This window comes from uncultured Methanobrevibacter sp. (assembly GCF_947169325.1).
Taxonomy (GTDB): Archaea; Methanobacteriota; Methanobacteria; order Methanobacteriales; family Methanobacteriaceae; genus Methanocatella.
Window position 1 is genome coordinate 1 of the sequence record NZ_CAMVPN010000052.1, and the last position, 17,766, is coordinate 17,766.

General features: G+C 39.0%; 10 protein-coding genes and 1 tRNA gene. All 11 read right to left on the reverse strand.

Annotated elements, in window-relative coordinates; translation table 11 throughout:
- Positions 1-3: 3 nt before the first annotated feature.
- Complete coding sequence (locus Q0W26_RS07890; RefSeq protein ID WP_298523737.1) at positions 4-1,899, reverse strand: hypothetical protein; 1,896 nt, start codon at positions 1,897-1,899, stop codon at positions 4-6.
- Positions 1,900-1,937: 38 nt separating this feature from the next.
- Positions 1,938-2,702: a DNA polymerase beta superfamily protein gene (locus Q0W26_RS07895; RefSeq protein ID WP_298523738.1), complete on the reverse strand. Its 765-nt coding sequence runs from the start codon at positions 2,700-2,702 to the stop codon at positions 1,938-1,940.
- Between the two features lie 234 nt (positions 2,703-2,936).
- Positions 2,937-4,166 (reverse strand): aldo/keto reductase, encoded by a 1,230-nt coding sequence (locus Q0W26_RS07900; RefSeq protein WP_298523739.1) that lies wholly within the window; start codon positions 4,164-4,166, stop codon positions 2,937-2,939.
- 44 nt (positions 4,167-4,210) lie between these two features.
- Positions 4,211-5,065 (reverse strand): UTP--glucose-1-phosphate uridylyltransferase GalU, encoded by an 855-nt coding sequence (gene galU / locus Q0W26_RS07905; protein ID WP_298523740.1) that lies wholly within the window; start codon positions 5,063-5,065, stop codon positions 4,211-4,213.
- Between the two features lie 89 nt (positions 5,066-5,154).
- Positions 5,155-6,036 carry a BspA family leucine-rich repeat surface protein gene (locus Q0W26_RS07910; RefSeq protein WP_298523741.1) on the reverse strand — a complete coding sequence of 294 codons (882 nt, stop codon included), beginning with the start codon at positions 6,034-6,036 and terminating at the stop codon, positions 5,155-5,157.
- Positions 6,037-6,303: 267 nt separating this feature from the next.
- Positions 6,304-8,790: a right-handed parallel beta-helix repeat-containing protein gene (locus Q0W26_RS07915; RefSeq protein WP_298523742.1), complete on the reverse strand. Its 2,487-nt coding sequence runs from the start codon at positions 8,788-8,790 to the stop codon at positions 6,304-6,306.
- A gap of 73 nt (positions 8,791-8,863) precedes the next feature.
- Positions 8,864-8,947 (reverse strand) — tRNA-Leu (locus Q0W26_RS07920).
- A gap of 59 nt (positions 8,948-9,006) precedes the next feature.
- The gene (locus Q0W26_RS07925; protein ID WP_298523743.1) at positions 9,007-9,420 is read right to left on the reverse strand and encodes a DUF371 domain-containing protein; all 414 of its coding nucleotides are present in this window, start codon (positions 9,418-9,420) and stop codon (positions 9,007-9,009) included.
- Between the two features lie 230 nt (positions 9,421-9,650).
- The gene (locus Q0W26_RS07930) at positions 9,651-14,786 is read right to left on the reverse strand and encodes an Ig-like domain repeat protein (RefSeq protein ID WP_298523744.1); all 5,136 of its coding nucleotides are present in this window, start codon (positions 14,784-14,786) and stop codon (positions 9,651-9,653) included.
- A gap of 194 nt (positions 14,787-14,980) precedes the next feature.
- Positions 14,981-17,134 carry a right-handed parallel beta-helix repeat-containing protein gene (locus Q0W26_RS07935; protein WP_298523745.1) on the reverse strand — a complete coding sequence of 718 codons (2,154 nt, stop codon included), beginning with the start codon at positions 17,132-17,134 and terminating at the stop codon, positions 14,981-14,983.
- Positions 17,135-17,353: 219 nt separating this feature from the next.
- Positions 17,354-17,766, reverse strand: a 413-nt coding sequence (locus Q0W26_RS07940; RefSeq protein ID WP_342765341.1) for an Ig-like domain repeat protein, incomplete at its 5' end; no start/stop codon positions are given.

Sequence of the window (17,766 nt, forward strand, 5' to 3'; positions counted from 1 at the left end):
TTCTCAAATGTTCTTATGTATATTGGTAAAAATCCTTTGAATCTCCAAATTCCTTTCGTAGACATTAGGATTATATCTTTCATCAATAATCTTTAAAAATGCCCGGTTTCTAATCTCTGTAGGATATGTTTCGTCATCTGCAATGCATTTGAATTTTTCCTGGTTTTGCCTTAGATTTACCTCATCAAGACGGACGTCAAAAAGCAGATTTTCCAATCTTCCTTCAGCTTCGCATCTTACATAATAGTTGTAGTCATTGTTTGCAATGTATTTAAGCTCATCGATATCTGAAATACCATTTATTTTGGAGATTCTGTCTCTCCATGTTTTTAAATCCTCAATTTGCGCTTCAACTGCAGATTTAACTTCATCGTCACCATTTTCAGCGATGATTCCTAAGACTTTCTCATTATCAATCATCTTCAAATCATGCCATAGGCTGTCCAGACGTCTTTTGGCCACATCAACAATTTCAGTGTCGTAGCCCCCATTTATGATTTCATCCAAACTTTTCTTAACGTTCAGTTTTGAAACCGCCAACATTTGAATCTCCTTATCCTGATTTAATACAAGATCATCAAGTTGCGCCCTGAATGCATTCTCATTGAATGAATCAGCACCAGTTGATTTGGAGGGAAGATAATTTTTAATCAGCCTGTCTGCAACAATATTGTTCAAAGCGGCAATTGCAATGTCCCTGTCACTTTCATCATGCGCTATTGAGGCCAAATCATACTTGTCTGTAATCTGACTTATCGCTTCTAGGCGAATCTCCTTTAGAGGATAATCCATTGCAATCGTCAAAAGACAGTATTTGAGTTCGATTAGTCTTCTTGCAGCACAATTGCTTATTTCAGTGTTTTCATTGCGGGACAGCTCATCTAAAAAATCGATATCTGATACTTTTGAAATCAAACCAAGGGTTATCTCACCCAAATCCATATGTTTTTTTAGATAGTCAATTAGGAGATGTTCATCTTCAATTTTGTCAAAAGCGACCAATATGACCTTAGGAGATGTTTGCCTTTCAATCAGATTGCGGAGAATTTCCTGGTTTTTGAAATGGACATTACCTATGGCTTTAGTAACGATTAGCTCATTTTCACACTCAAGGACAATTCCTTCCAGAACAGAATTATCGGTAATGAAATTGACTGCCACAATGCTTGCATACTCATCGGAACCATCCCTAAAGACTGATTGGAAATAGTCTTCATAAGAATCCCCGACATTTCGAGAAATTTCAGGCAATCTGCGATATAATGACCTGTCAAATATCACTGAAGTGAATTCATCACCGTCAAGGATTTTGGAAAGTGCAGAGAACCTGTTGAATTCGTTTTCATCGTTTTTGACAACTTCCACGAGCGCATCGATGTCTGTCATGTTTCTGTTTGAAATGGCATCAAGGCGAACGAAAATGTTTTCGTCATTTATGGCTAAATCCTTCAATATATCCTCATCAGTTATTTTTGATGCAGCTTCGCATCGAATAGTCTCATCCGACTGGGATTTTGCAATGTAAATGAAAATTTCCTGAAATTCACTTCCCAAATTCTTACATGCAATCTGCCTTACGATATCTTCAGGGTCAGTTAATGCAAGATGGGCTAAAAGCGAATTTAACCTGTCTTCTTCAAGGAGATTTTCATCCAGAATTCTGTTCAATATTGCATGTCTGATATGGCCCTGCGGATTGTTCATGCACTCGTCAGATAAAAAATCAACATCAGCTATTGTGTTAGCTGCAGTGATTTTAACCATTAGGACAGAATCGTTCCGAAAGATGTCCTTAAGGACATTATCATCTGTGATTTTTGAAACCGCATCCTTTCTAACTTTCCAGTCAGAATCATTCATCGCAATGCTTATTATTTCATTATGGTTTGAATTGGCCATGTTACCACTGATTAATTGAATTAACTTCTCTGGTGCTCTTAATCGATGTTTGGAAATATTATGTCAAAAAGCCTGTCGTCATAGATTTTTAGGTCTGATTTTTCCTCTTTTTTGGGAAAATCGTTGTGCATGAGTGAAATGCAATTCCCCATCCATGCGTCAATCCTCGAAATAATACTTGAATCGAAATCACCGTTGCAGCCGTTACCATAATAAAATATCAAATCGTTAATGTCGCTTTCAATGCCTTCATCAATTGAGTCGGCCTGATTCATCAAATCGAAAATGTTGATTTTAGGGTTTTTTCCTTCATTAATAACCATCCACACAAGAATTGACCTGCAATTGTAGAGATACATCTTAATTACTTTTTTGGACAATTCAGTATTTCTCCTTAAGAGTTTCCAGTTGTTGACTGCAATGCCAGTGTAGTGAAACTTCAAAACCGCCCTGTCAAAATCCGGAAGGTTCTTAAAGATATCCTCTCTCCAATCGATGTAGACTACAGGGCTTAAGATCCATTCCCTCAAATTGGGATTGCTCCTGTAGTGGAGGTAAAGCGCCTTTGTGATGTCCCATCCAACAATGTCCAAATCACCGTCCATGACTTCAATGACATCATTTTTTTGTGATAATGTAACATAATCCCTCTGGCTGTTTCTTTTGAAGATGAAACGAACATCATAATCACTATTTGCATGGCTAAAGCCCCATAATCTTGAACCTGACTCACAGGCATACAAAATCGTGATGTCATTGTGATCTTCTATTTTTTCAAGCTTGCTTATTATTTGAGAAATCATAATCTACAACCCTAATCTAATTAACAATTTAGCCATCATAATTTTAATAGTTATCATTGAAAGTGGATTGAATTTGACATGTCATCGACATTAACGACTGAGATATGCGATTTAAAATCCAATTTGGAAGTGGGATATATATCACCGAGTTCATTTAAGGTGGAAAACATGAAACGTTAATGGTAATGTGAAAAATAGATTTTAACATTTTTGTGCAAGAATTCTCCGGCTTCTTTAACCGGAGAGGTTCAAAACCTTTAAAATATACTTATAAAGCGGAATGCCAATATGGCGAATAAAAGACACCAAATAATTAAATCCTGGAAACTCAAATTCTTTTCTAACAGTTTCGAGTTCAGAAATGATGTCCAATTTTTGAGGGCATTTCCTTAAGCATTTTCCGCAGCCATTGCACTGGCCTGCATTTCCGGATTTTCCCATGATTCCTCCAACATACTGGAAATAATCTATTAATGCAGGATTGATAATGCCCTTGCTCTCAAAGAGGTACTTCTCATTGTATATCTTCAGGCATTCCGGGATATTAACTCCCTGTGGGCAGGGCATGCAGTATCCGCAGGTTGAGCAGTTGATTTTAAGGGAATTTCTCAAAACTCTCTTTACAAGCTCGACCGTTTCAAGCTCTTCAAAACTCATTGACATCGGAGCTGTTTTCTCGGCAATAGCTATGTTTTCATCAATCTGTTCAATGGAATTCATTCCTGAAAAGACGCATGTGACGTTTCTGTTATTCAAAACCCATCTCAGAGCCCATTCGGCATTTGACCTGTCCGCATCTGCATTTCTGAAAATCTTTTCAGCCTCCGAAGGCATTTTTCCTGCAAGGATTCCTCCCTTCAAGGGCTCCATTACAAAAACACCTATACCCTTCGATGCGGCGTATTCAATGCCTTCCATGCTGGCCTGGACGTTCTCATCGAAGTAGTTGTACTGAACCATTACAACATCCCAGTCGTATCCGTCAAGAACTATTTCAAATTCCTCCTTAGGACCATGGTATGAAAATCCGATATGCCTGATTTTGCCTTCACTTTTGGCTTTTTGTAAAAATTCAAGAAGGCCTTTCTTCAAAAGTCTGTTCATTGCCTTCAGGTCTACCGAATGAATGAGATAATAGTCAATGTAATCCCTTTTGAGGCGTTCAAGCTGCTCTGATAACGCTTTTTCCATATCCTCATATTTCCTGATGTGGATTGCGGGCATCTTGGTTGAAATCATCACCTTGTCCCTGTACTCGCCCTGAAGGATTTCGCCTAGAAACTTTTCGCTGTCCCCATATAAATAAGCGGTGTCGATGAAATTGACGCCATTGTCGATGGCATGGTAAATCTGCTTTCGTGCAACTTCCCGATTAATCTTTCCGTTTTTTAATGGCAGACGCATAGCTCCGAAACCCAATGGAGAGATTTCATCGCCGGTTCTTTTGATTAGTCTGTTCTGCATAATATCAAAGAAAAAAAGAGATTTGATAGTTATCATTATGATAACTATTCGTTTTCACGGATGATTTCCTTCATGTACTCAATGAGGTCATCCTTGGAGTCTTCATCATCCATTGCAAATTCAATTGATGTCTTGAGCCATTCGAAGCGGTTTCCTATGTCATAGGTCTTTCCTTCGAATGTGACGCCATAAATCGCATCAAGTTTCTGAAGAGCATCTGTAAGCTGAATTTCACCGCCTACTCCAGGTTCTGTCTCGTCGATTTTGTCGAATATTTCAGGAGCCAGTACGTAACGTCCCATGATTGCAAGGTTGGACGGTGCCTGGTGGGCCAGTGGCTTTTCAACAAGCTTTTCGATATTGTAAACGTTATTCTCTACTTCGGTTCCTTTGATGATTCCGTATCTTTCCACCTTTTCCTTTGGAACCTCTTCGAGTGAAATAGCTGATGCATTGTATTTTTCATAAACGTCAATCAGCTGTTTTGTGCACGGGGTTGGGCCTTTTGTGATTGAATCTCCCAAAAGCACTGCAAACGGTTCGCCGCCGATGTGCTTTTTGGCACAGTAAATTGCGTCTCCAAGTCCCTTTTGCTCCTTTTGCCTTACATAACAGATGTCGGCCAAATCAGTGATTGCGCGAACCTGCCTTAGGCGGTCATCCTTACCTGCACTCTGCAAGGTCTGTTCGAGTTCGAATGATTTGTCGAAGTGATCCTCGATGGACCTTTTGTTTCTGCCGGTAACAATCAGTATGTCATCAATTCCTGAAGCAACTGCCTCTTCAATGACATATTGGATAGTCGGCTTGTCATAAACAGGCAACATCTCTTTTGCTTGTGCTTTGGTAGCAGGTAAAAATCTTGTACCGAAACCTGCTGCTGGAATTACAGCTTTCATAATTTATCACCATATAAGTTTTAGTTGTTAATAGATTTCGAATTAATACATTAAATATGTTATGAAAGAATTACGTTTGAACTTTCGAATCAGTACCATTTCGGATATTCATTTAATAAATCACACTTATAGAATAGGTCCCTCATGCGGTCAACATTGGAAACATCCCATTCATCCAATGCAGATATGTCTTCCAAATTTGAGCAGCGCTGGAACATGCACCAGATGTTTGTCACATTGGAAACGTCCCAATCTCTTAAAGGATTGAGGTCTACCAAACTGGAGCAGCCCTCAAACATGCATCCCATATCGTGCACATTGGAAACATCCCATGATTCAAGACCTGAGAGATCCTTCAAACTGGAGCAGCCCTCAAACATGCACCACATGTGGTCCGCATTGGAAACATCCCAATCCTTCAAAGGAGAAATATCCTCCAAAGAGATACAGCCTTCAAACATACGTTCCATATCGTGTACAGTGGAAACATCCCAATCCTTCAAAGGGGATATATCAACTAAACTGGAGCAATCCCAAAACATTCCATGTATCTTTATTACATTAGAAACATCCCAATCTTTCAGAGGAGACAGGTCTTCCAGCTCAAAGCATTCCTCGAACATAAGTCCCATATTGAACACATTTGAAACATCCCAATCTGCCAAAGAGGAAATGTCCTTTAATGATGAGCATCCCAAAAACATTTTTTTCAAGGTCAGTACTTCACTATTTAGACCCCAGGCCACAATTGCCTTAACGGATCCCAAACCGTTATAATGCTTATATAAATCCGTGTAAGCTGATAAATCTTCGCTGACATATAGAATATCATCTTTATTGTGGACATCATCCCAGCTGGTCAGGTTAGTTCCGTCTTTTAGAATAATGAGGACATTGTAATCCCCTAAATCATAAATGTTTTCGGTTGTTGTATTCAATTTTTCGAATTCTTTCAAGTATTTGCTTGTCATAATAAACAGCCCAAATCCATAGTTAATAATATAGTATGTAAATGCTAGTATTTAATTAGATATGTTATACTCTTGATTGAAAGCTCCAATTCCACCTAAAGCAAATATAAACAATTTAAAAAATATTCATATCGTAATTTGGGCAAAATTCAAATCAGAAAAATTGAGATGGAAAATACGTTTAAAATTGATATTGAAAAATTAAAGCATAAAATAGACTCTCAAAAAAAAAAACATCAAAAAATTATGAAAAAATGGAAATTACAGTTATTTTTTAACTGTAATCCTGTTTGAATTTGTCAATCCGTTATAGCTGGTTTTAATAGTGTATTTGCCCACCTTCAAATTTGAAGGTATCTTGAATGCAGCCAATCCCTTGGAATTGGTTTTCAGCACATAGGTTTTGCCTTTGAATTTGACTTTAACATTCTTCTTGGCAAGTGCCTTTCCTTTGGAACTTAAGACCTTGACTGTGAATTTTCCTGATTTCTTAACTTTTTTGGATACGTTTTTGGTAATCAGAGTTGTCTTGACGGTTATTTTGTTTTTAACCTTGATTTTGCCGTAGGCAACATCAACAGTGTAAGTACCTGGCTTCAGACTGATTTTTAATGTGGCAACACCATTCTTATCAGTGATTACATAGTGATTCTTCTTGTTTATTGTGAATTTGACTTTCTTGCCCACTGCCTTTCCGTTCAAATCAAAGACCTTGACAGAATATGAAATCTTTTTTGCATAGTAAGCTGTCAAATCACTGCTTATGATTGCTTGTTTTGAATCGACATTAACAACTACATTGCCGTTTACACATGTGATGTTCAAAAATCCTGTTTCGGCCGCTTTGTAGACAAATTGTGATGAATAGTTAATCAGTTCATAATAATTTGACAGTTTGCCATCCCTGTCAGTCAGGGTGGTGATGTCATACTTGATGATGACCTTTTGTCCTTTTTCGACAAATTTGCCGTTGTTTGAGAATTTCATCAATAGCCATTTGGACACTCCACCGACCTTTTCAGCCATATTCGGATTTTCAAGAGTATCTCCCCAGAAGTTATAGTCCGCAGCAACATTATATCCCATTATATTCCTATCATATTCGTTGCCAACAAATATTGAGTTCTTAACGCATCCATCTTTTCCGAACCAGTAGATTCCGCCACCCAAAAATGTGGAATTTGCTATGATTGAATGGGATACTGTTCCGTTATTTCCCATCCAACAGATTGCAGAGCCGCACCATGCGCCGTTCTTATCGAACTTGCAGGAGATGACATTACCGTTTGCTCCCCTCCACATGATTGCTCCTCCCGAATCAGGATATCCGACATTGTTATTTATGAATATGCATTTTGAAACTGTTCCGTTTGTTCCACTCCAGACAACTGCTCCCCCTTCGTTGAGTTTAGCACCGTCTGGCCTTACACGATAAGTATGCCAGACGGTTCCATTCTCATCGACAAAAATCTCTTCAGGGTTTTCATACGGATCGTCCTCTATTCCGCTTCCTGTGTTGTTTATGAATCTGCAGTTTTCCAAAAGGCCATCAGTTCCGTTCCAGTAGATTGCCCCTCCTCCGGCAATTCCTGAATATCTTCCGAATGCGTTTCCGTTTACGAAATTGACGTTTCTGATTGTGACATTATTTGCGGTTACGTTGAACATTCTTGAAAGGTGATTTCCGTTCAATGTGTGTCCAGCTCCATCAATGGTGATTGATTTTGATATGACAACCCCCTTGTTTGTGCCGTTGACGTATTCGTAATCACTGTCCAAAACAAGGATTCCTCCTTCAGGAGTCATGCTGACCTCATATGCCAGTTCATCGAAAGTGCCTATGTCACTAACGACTACGTTAATATAGATCACACCATACCAGCTATCAATTGAGTCCCTTTTATCGAATGTTGAGTTGACAATAACGGCATTGGTATTCAAAAAGAGGTTGTTTGGGGAATTTCCTTTAAATATTGAGTTTGCCACTGTTGCATTGTAACCGTTCCAGTCAATTGCACCGCCGTTATATGGGGCAGTGTTGTTTTTAAACCTTGAATTTGAAACAGTGATGTTTGAGCCCCAATTTATGGAAATTGCACCTCCATTCAAAAGGGCGATGTTATTTTCGAAATTGCATGAGTTCACTGAAATGTTGTTTCCACTAATGTAAAGCGCCCCTCCTTCACTGTTAACAATCTGGATATGCAGCTGTGATGGATCAAAGCCATCCCCATCGGTGAGGCTTGCTGCAGCACCAATCCTTACGTCGTTTCGGGTGAAATTGCAGTTGGAAATGCTTCCGGCATCACCGCGCCATAATACCGCACCTCCGGCGGAAGTTGCTGAGTTGTTTTCAAAATTGCAGTCCTCAAGGCTTCCGTTGTTTCCCCACCATGAAATGACGCCTCCCGCAAGGGAAGTTGTCCTGGAGTTTATGAAATTGATGTTTCTGATACATACGTTATCCGCCTTTACCCAGAACACCCTTTTGACATCACGTGCATCGATTGTGTGGTCATTGCCGTCAATGGTTAGGGACTTATCGATGACAATATAATCGTTTGTTGAATTTGTGCTTATGTAGTCGCATTCCAAACTAATAACCTGACCTTCATGGCTTTGATTAATTTGAATGGCCAGATCATCAAGATTCGAAACATCAGTGCTGTTTGAATCATCCGCACTGACATTGGACATACATAAAAAGATTACAGCCAAAACGATAAAAACGAACGTGATTTTCCTCAACAACATTAAACCTCCTGTGTAGAAAGTAATATGTTCTTTAAATGTTAAATAGTTTTTACAAAAATAGTTATCGGAATAGTGCGGGGGACGGGACTTGAACCCGCGAAGGGACTAACCCACTAGGCCCTCAACCTAGCGCCTTTGACCGCTCGACCACCCCCGCATAAAAACAAAAGTAGTTATAAAAAAATATATTTTTCACATTATATAAACTTAACGATTTTAGCATAATTTTATGGTAACCTCCAAGGTTTTTCCATTTTTTAAATCGCAAATCAACTCACGGTCAAGATCCCTTGCCGCCTTGTCTGCCCGAATCATAAGTGTCCTGTCGCAGGTGTAATCGCTTTTGCGGCATACAATGTCTGTCGGATGTGTCAATGTCAAATCCTCATGGCCCCAACCTGTGATTTCGTCAAATCCGTTTTCTGTTTTAAGCTCTACGATTATCCTGGTGCTGGAGTCGGCAATCCTTTCCTTGAACTCATCTGGAAAGTTAAGCATTGTCTGGTCCATGTCAACTCCTATGATGCAGTCTGCAGTCGGACCTATTTCGGCATCCTTTGTAATCTCGAATGTTGACTTGTGAAGTGAGGTGACATTCCTGTGGCCCTTGGTGAGAATCTTGAAAATCATGATTATATGTTAGGCATGAAAAATTAATAAAATTTTTGATGGAAAATTAGGCGAAAATTTCTATAGCGAATGCTTGAAATAACGATTAATAATTTTAATTGTTAATTATGAAAAGTATGAAATAATAATATGTACATTAAATTAAATGAAACATTGATGCTAAAATGAAAAAATGAAATGACCAATTATATATGTAAAAAATAAAATAGGAGAAGTTTTATAAAAAACTTCTATCTTTTGATTGTTATGGTCTTCGTCAGCTTGCATTTGCCATAGATTGACTGTATTTTGTATTTACCGACATTAAGGTTTTTGATTGATGCTGTAGCCACACCTTTGCTGTTGGTCTTGGCAGTGTATTTTTTGCCATTGACCTTGAAGGTTACCTTCTTGTTTTTGAAGGCCTTTCCGTTGGAGTTTACAAGTTTTGCTGAATACTTGACAACACCGGATTTCTTTTTGGAAATGCTTTTGGCGGAAAGCAAATTCTTGACCTTAATCTTATTTGATACCTTGAAACCTCCGTAAACAGTGGTTATTGTATAAGTTTTTGGAGACAATCTTATGGACAGTTTTGCATATCCCTTGGAATCGGTTTTAGCCTTGTAGGTTTTACCTGCAACCTTGAATGTCACGACCTTGCCTGCACCGATTGGCTTTGCATCGTTTGTGTAGATGCGTACCTTGAAATTGGTCTTTTTGCCGTAATAAATGGAAAGATCCTTATTTTCCATTATTTTATAATAGATTGTAATCTTGTTGGCGAGTTTCTCTCCAGTTGCAGGATTTACAGATGAAATTGTGTATGTTCCTGCCTTGATGTTGACGTTCAATCTGGCAATTCCGTTCGGAAGTGTTGTTGCGGTGAATGATTTGCTTCCTATCTTGAATGTGACCTTTTTATTTGACAGGGCCTTTCCGTTGGAATCGACAAAGAGAGCGAAGTATTGAGTACCGCTGCCATAGAGTTTAACGACATCCATTCCTTCAACGGTAGTCCAGATTACAACTGAAGCGTTTGCAGAGACTGAATGGTATTTGTCGGAGCCTTCGTATGTGACAGATGCTGTGTAGTTTCCAGGCTGTAGGTCAATGTCTGCATAGGCAATACCCTTGTCATTGGTAACAAGATCGTATTGCTTGTTTGCTATCTTAACTGTAATGTCCTGATTTGCAAACGGACGGTTATTGGAATTTTTCAATAAGATCTGCAGTTTTTCGCTACCCTTGTAGTATTTTACAAGATTGGTTACGGTGAGATTGGCGTCAAGCAAATCGTCGACAACCTTGAAGCTGCCGGAATATGTTTCGGAAGTGAAGTTTTCATCACCTTCGTACTCCACGACATATGTGTAGTTGCCTACAGCCATTTTTCCGATAACCAAAGATCCGCTTCCGTCCCTGACATTGATGTTGTAGGAAGAGCTTCCGATTCTTAATGTCACTTTTGAGGTGATTTCTTCACCGTCACTTGATTTCAAGTCAACTCTGCATATTACCCTGTCGTTTACACCTGCATCATTGATTTCGACATTGAGAACTGCTTTTCTTTGGGATATGTTAAGCAGATAGGTGGTTTCAGATGAATAGTAATTCTTGTCACCCAGATATTTTGCAATGACTTCGTACTGACCTGTATCCAATGGTGCAATATACCATGTTGAGGCTGAATCCTTAACCGGCTTGTTTCTAGGTGAGAAATAGCCAATCATACTGAATGACACGCTTCCTGTAGCACCCGGACTCAAGTCAGCGTAGATTCTTATGTTTTCCTTGAGATAAACCTCTTTTACATATACTTCAATTGTTGAATTTGCCTTTGATACAGTAAATTCAGTTGAGTTTTGTGATGAAATGTAGTATTCGTTTCCAAGATATTGGGCTGTGACGTTATATTTTCCAACATCAATGCCTGTGAATTTCCAGACTGCCTTTCCGTTGGCGATTTCAATGTCTTTTGTAAGGTCTGCAACGCTGAATCTAACGGTTCCTGTTGCATTGTCGCTTAAGATGGCTTCAACAACAATTTCCTTTGCATAAACAGTGTCATTGACTGACAATGCAATGTCTGAAGCAAATTCCTTGACATAGAAGTTTGCAGTCTTATTTGCAGCATTGTAATTGCCGTCACCGACATAAGAGACATATATGGAATAGTTGCCTTCAGCAAGCTTTGAGAGATTCAGTGAAGCCTGTGAGTCTTCAATTGGGATTTTAAATTCTGTGCCGTTGAAAACAAAAATGATGTCCCCTGTCGCATTTGCCAAACCTGTCACCTTAATTATCTCATCGATGTAAGGTGTTGCTGAGCCGACAGTGACTGTCCATGGCAGGTCTGACTTTTTGACATTGAATTCAGCTGTTTTGGTAATGTTTGCAAATGCATTGCTGTATGCTGCATTAACCATGTATTTTCCAACGTCCAATCCTGAGATGTTGTAAACTGCAGTCCCGTTGATGATATCAACCGCTTGGGTGATGTTGGAGGCTGTCAAACGGATTGTGCCGTTTATGGCTCCATTGAATTCTGCAACTATGCTTTCAACATCCCCGTATGAAATGTCATTAACTGTTAAGTTGAAGTCCAATGGATTGGCCTGCAGAGTGTTTGAGATTGTAGCATTCTTGTATGTTGCAGATATTGAATATTTTCCTGCAGCCAGATTAAGAGTATAATATGCATATCCGTCATTGTTTGTTGTGATGTTGTGCTTTTCGCCGTTGAAATCGATTGTAACTATTCTGTTCGGCATAGGAATTCCTGTAACTTCAATTAGCCTTACTGAATATCTGAAGTCGTTTCCTTCATATCCTGTGGAGTTCTCTCCGATGAATACGAAATCGTCGTCCAATCCGATTGTAGTGTTCCAGGTTGAATCCTCAAAGTACATGTCCCCCACATAGAATACGAAGACATAATTTGTTCCGTTGTCGAACTTGACATTGAATTTGGCCTGTCCGTCTGTGAGGTTTTGCCTGTATACGTGGTAGTTCACATAAATTCCGACTTCACCGGTACAGTTGGAATAGTTGGTTTTGACGGTTATTGTTCCGTTCCTGTTCTTTTCATCCTGCACTACATTGACGTCCAGCTGTGTAGGTGTCCTCAATACCTTGAATGAAGTGGATGTGATGACCGGATGATACCTCAAGTCCCCGTCGAATATGAGTGTTACGTTATATTCTCCGCCGCTTAAATTGGAAATTGTAACATTTGTAACCGCATTGTCGATGAATATTGTTTCGTTGTCGCCGTTTATGATAAGTGTCGCTTCGCCTCTAAGGGAATCAGGTGAAACGCTGATTGTTATTGTTGCGTTTTCACCGACGTTAATGTCGGATGAGGATATGTTTATTGCGCAATCGTAACGGGTCACGTTCAGGATTCCGCTTACGAATGCAGGGTTGTAGAATGTGGTTTCAACGAATTCCAATGTAATGTTGTATTCCCCTTCAGCGAAATTGCTCAGAGATATTGTTGTATTTCCGTTGTAGAGGTAGACTATCTTTTTCCTGACTCCGTCGATGTAGAGTATTGCCTGGCCCTGAACGCCTTTTGGAGACAGTTCAACGATAGCCTGACCTTTCTGACCTACCTTGATTTCCGGAATATTTATTGCCAGATTAACATCCTGCTTTTGAACATAGACAGAGGATTTGTTGAATGCCTTGAAGTAGTCTTCATTTCCATCATAAATGATGTCAACAGTGTAGTTTCCAGGATTCAATTCTGAAATGACACATTCTCCTTTTCCCTTAATCAGGTCAACGACATGTGTCTCCCCATCGATTTTCAAAAGAACGACGCCTGTTGGAACTCCATCGTCCCTGCCTGTGACTTCCACATTGACGATGAGGTCATCCATGTAGGTAATGTTTTCTGCCATGGAATACCTGACGTATGATAGTGTCTTTCCGACATCGACAATTGCTGTCTGGTTGAATGAAAAGACATCAGCGACAACGTCATATGATCCCTTGTTTTGGGTGTAGTTGAATGTGAATTCACATTCTCCGTTGGTCATCGGCTTGTTTTCAACTATCTGCTTGCCGTTTACTGAAGTGGTGAATGTCACGTTGAACACAGGCAGCAGATTGATATTGCCAATAATGTCAATGTTGTTTGTCCATGATGCCTTTAAAGTTACTGAATCTGAAATGTTCAGCTTTGAGTAGTCCGGTGCCAATTTGAAAATCAGCCATGAGTTTACACCGTCAACATTGATTTTTGTACCCTTTGAATAAGGGTTTTCGTTGGTGGCCCACCAGTTGTTGTCAAGGCTTTTAATATCCCCTCCGTTTATGTAAACATCACATGCCACTCCTTCATATTCGCTGTTGTTGATGAATGCTGAGTAGGTAATGTTCAGGTTTCCTATGCTGTAGATGTTGGGTGAACCTTTAAATAACGGCATATCATATAATGCTGTGTTGTTTCTGAATATACTTCCCCTAGCGGTCAGGTTTCCTGAATTGTAGATGACTCCATAGATGAAGTTGAAGTTTGCCCTTTTGATTGAGCTGTTCTCAATGATTGAATTCAGAAGCACGAAATTGCCTGTGTTGTAAATGGCTGAGCCTTTGCATTCCTGAAGTGCAGTTGCATTTGAAATGATTGAATCCTCCATCAGCAATTCGCCATCATTCGCTATGGCACCGCCGTATCCGTAGTCGATGCAGTATGCATCAAGGAATGATGAATTCGAAATGCGTGTTTTACCGTTGTTGTATAGGCTTCCGCCATAAGAGAACAGTCCTGATGTTGAAAGTGCAGTGTTGTTTATGAATCTTGAATTGATAATAGTAAGGTCACCGAAATTGCTTATTGCCCCACCATAAGTATTGTTATCCTTGTTATCGTGGTGAATCACATTATATTCAAATGAGCAGTTGTCGATTGAAACTGTGGCTTTTTTAATGTCTAATGCTGCTCCGTAGACCTTATCCTTATATGAAATGGAATATGATTCCGGGGACTTGTATGCGTTTATGAATCTGATGTTTTTGAAGCTGACTGTTACTCCGTCCCTAACTTCAAAAAGGTAATCTGAACCCTGTCCGTCAATGACTGTATTATCTGATCCTATCAGGGTCAGTGATTTGTCAATTGAAATTCTTGTATTTAAAGCGGTTTTATACTCTCCGCTGGCAATGTATATTGTGCCGTTTTCACGGGAGTTTTCAACGGCAGCCTTGATTGAATCCAAAGGGCTTGCCTGTGAACCGTCGTTGGATGGCCTTCCATTGGCATCCACATATACTGCATTTATATCATCCGCACCGTTTAGATAATCATTATCAACGTGATTTAAAATATCTGTCGTGTTTGAAGTACTGTTTGTAGCATTGGCGGTAGATACTGACAATAATATCAAAATAAAGAATAATATAAACACCACTTTATTAATTTTCAAAATTTATACCTCACATATTATTAATTATACTTTATTAAAAGTAATTTGTCAATGATATGTTAAGTTATCAAAAAGATGTTATATAAAATTATCTAATTTAATTAGATTAAAATAAAAAAAAAGAGAAATTAGTTGAAACAACTAATTTAATTGAATCTAGATTTTTTTCGTCTGAATCCAATGAATATCAAGATTAAAACCGGAACAATGAAAAATATTGACGGGATGAACCTGTCATCGCCTTTTTCATCAATCTCATAAGCCTTTTTGCTTACACTGTCAGATTCACTGGCACCTGATTCCAAACCTTTTGAGGATTTGGACTGACTTGCAGCACTGCTTTCCCCTTCAGTGGATGGTGTTGCATCGGAATTGTTGGAAACCGCATTAACATCCTTTCCATCGTATGAGGTCGTATTTACAGAACCTCCTTCAGTATTGGAGTTTATGAAATTAATCAGATAATCCTTAAGTGACATTCCTTTTCTGGATGTGTCTCCGCTTTTTTCTCCCGGAGTGAACTGTCCCTGATTTTGTGACTCTGATGAGTCCTTGTTGGTTCCGTCATCCTCCTGAGGATTTATCGGAGAGCCACCTTCATTTGAAGTTCCAGGAATCAACGGATTGAATGAATACTTGTTTTTGTTTTCACCGTTTGAAAGCTTTGATCCGTCAATCTTGTTTGAAATGTCCTTGTCGTTTTTAGGAGTTGAGTAATCGTTTGTGTCTCCATTGTCCACATTGTTGTTGTTCAATGCGAAATAGTCAAATGCCCTAATGACCTGATTGTTGTAGAACTCTAAACCGTTATGAGAGCTGACGTCCCAATATTTGAAACCGCCGTTCCCGTTGTTAACTTTGGAATTGTATGAAACCAAAAGGTTATTCAGGACCTTCGAATCCACAGAAGACAACAGATTCACGGCGTAATATCCGTCGCTGAACACAGTATTGTTCTGGATGTCGTATTTGTGGTCTCCACTTGTAGACTGGCGGTAACTTATACCATAGATGTTGTCATCCACTGAAACGTCACCGACGCTGTGGACTTCGATGGAATTGTTGATGATTGTGGCATAGGTGTCCTGAGATTCGATTCCTGCCACTAGAGCCCATTCATGGGTTCCTGCCAGTCCTGTAACGTTGATTCTGTTGTTTGTAATTATGATTGAAGTAGCACCATAGAAGTTCTGTGAATAGATTCCAATGTTCGGACCGTTTGCAAAGGAATACAGGTCATTTTCAGTGATTGTCACGTTTGCTATAGGACCTGTCACCTGAATCGGGTAAGCCGTACCCGCTGCAAGCTTACCTCCGGTTGTTATTATTGAAATGTTATTGTGACATGCTGTCAGGTTATTCAAGTTATAGATATCCAGACCGTAAAGATAGTTGTCGGTTCCCGGATATGTCAAGAAGTCTGTCATGAATATTGAATTGTTGCATATTAATGCGTTATCCGATTTACTTATTAGCATGCAGTCCAAGGAAGGATACAAGTTTTCAGGCCTTTTGTTGACTTCTGAAAAAAGGCTGTTTCCTATGAATGATATGTTGTTGCAGCCTTCGATTCCGACTGTCAAGACCAAATCGGAAGCAAGTTCGGCACCACCTGGGCCGAATATGATATCTTTAAGAGGCAAGGCTGAAACAAATGTGTTGTTTTCAATCAAAGCGTCCCTGCAGTCCATAAGCTTTAGAGCACAGTTGAAAACATCTACATCATCATTGTGACCTTCAAAGTTAATATAAGAGTTTATAATCTTTAAATTCTTTATTGGATCATTTTCAAATCCCATTGCATAAATACCGTAAGCCTCCACGTTTTTCGGAACAATGTAGTTGATATTGACACCGTTAATCAGGACATTGTTTGAATAAATCTCAATTCCCGCACCGTCATTTTCTGCAAATTCACTATCCAAATCGATATTCAAATCCTTTAGAGTAATGTTATCCGCATCCAGCTCGAATACGGTGTTCTTTAGATTGTAACCGATTCCCTTGAATGTGACGTTCTTGGCGCGAATGCATAATTTTCCGAGATTTTCAAAATTCTGGTTGAATATGAATGTCTTGTCCGAGAATGTGGACTTCAAAGTATTTTTGGTAAAATAATTATCGAAGTTATCTGAATCAATGTAAACCGTATCGTTTAAAACCAGGTCAGGTTCGTCCGGAACCTCCTCATCATCAGCGCCCAATACAATTGCCTCGCTTAAAGAGAGGGCTTGTGAAACGTCAGTGTGGTTATTTTCCAGACTGGAGTTTGTCAAATCGGAAGCTGATACCGCTGACATTGATACAACAATAGCAATAACCATTATCCCAAGCAACAGTTTATGATCTCTTCTTATATATTCACCTCCTTGAGAGTTATTTCTCAAGCAATCAGATAAATCATAAAATTGCTAAAAGATATTAGATATTATGTAAAAAATCGTTTATAAAGTTATCCTTAAAATTAGGTCAATATTAATTAAAAAAATAAAAAAAGTAGTGAGAAAAAATTAATCTCACTAGTTAATTGTTATTTTTGTTTTTGCGCTTGATGAAGCGTAGGTCTTATCGCCTGCAAATTTAACGGTAGCGGAGAATTTACCTTTCTTAGTTATGCTAAGTTTGAAGGTAGCCTGTCCTTTGTCGTTGGTTTTTGCAGAGTAAGTTTTTCCGTTGACTTTAATGGTAACTTTTTTACCTGCTTTGAGGTAAGTTTTACCGTCAATGGATGATCCTTTGTCTGTTTTGAGGGTTACAGTGTAGGATTTGGTTTTTGCACTTGCTTTGTAGGATTTTGCAGAAGCACTAATGCTGGTTTTCTTGAGATTTACTTTAATTAAATTAACAGTAAATGTACCATTGTACTCGTCATCACCTAAGAATGCAGTTGCAAAGGTGTATTTTCCTTCCTGTTTCAAGTTGATTTGCAATT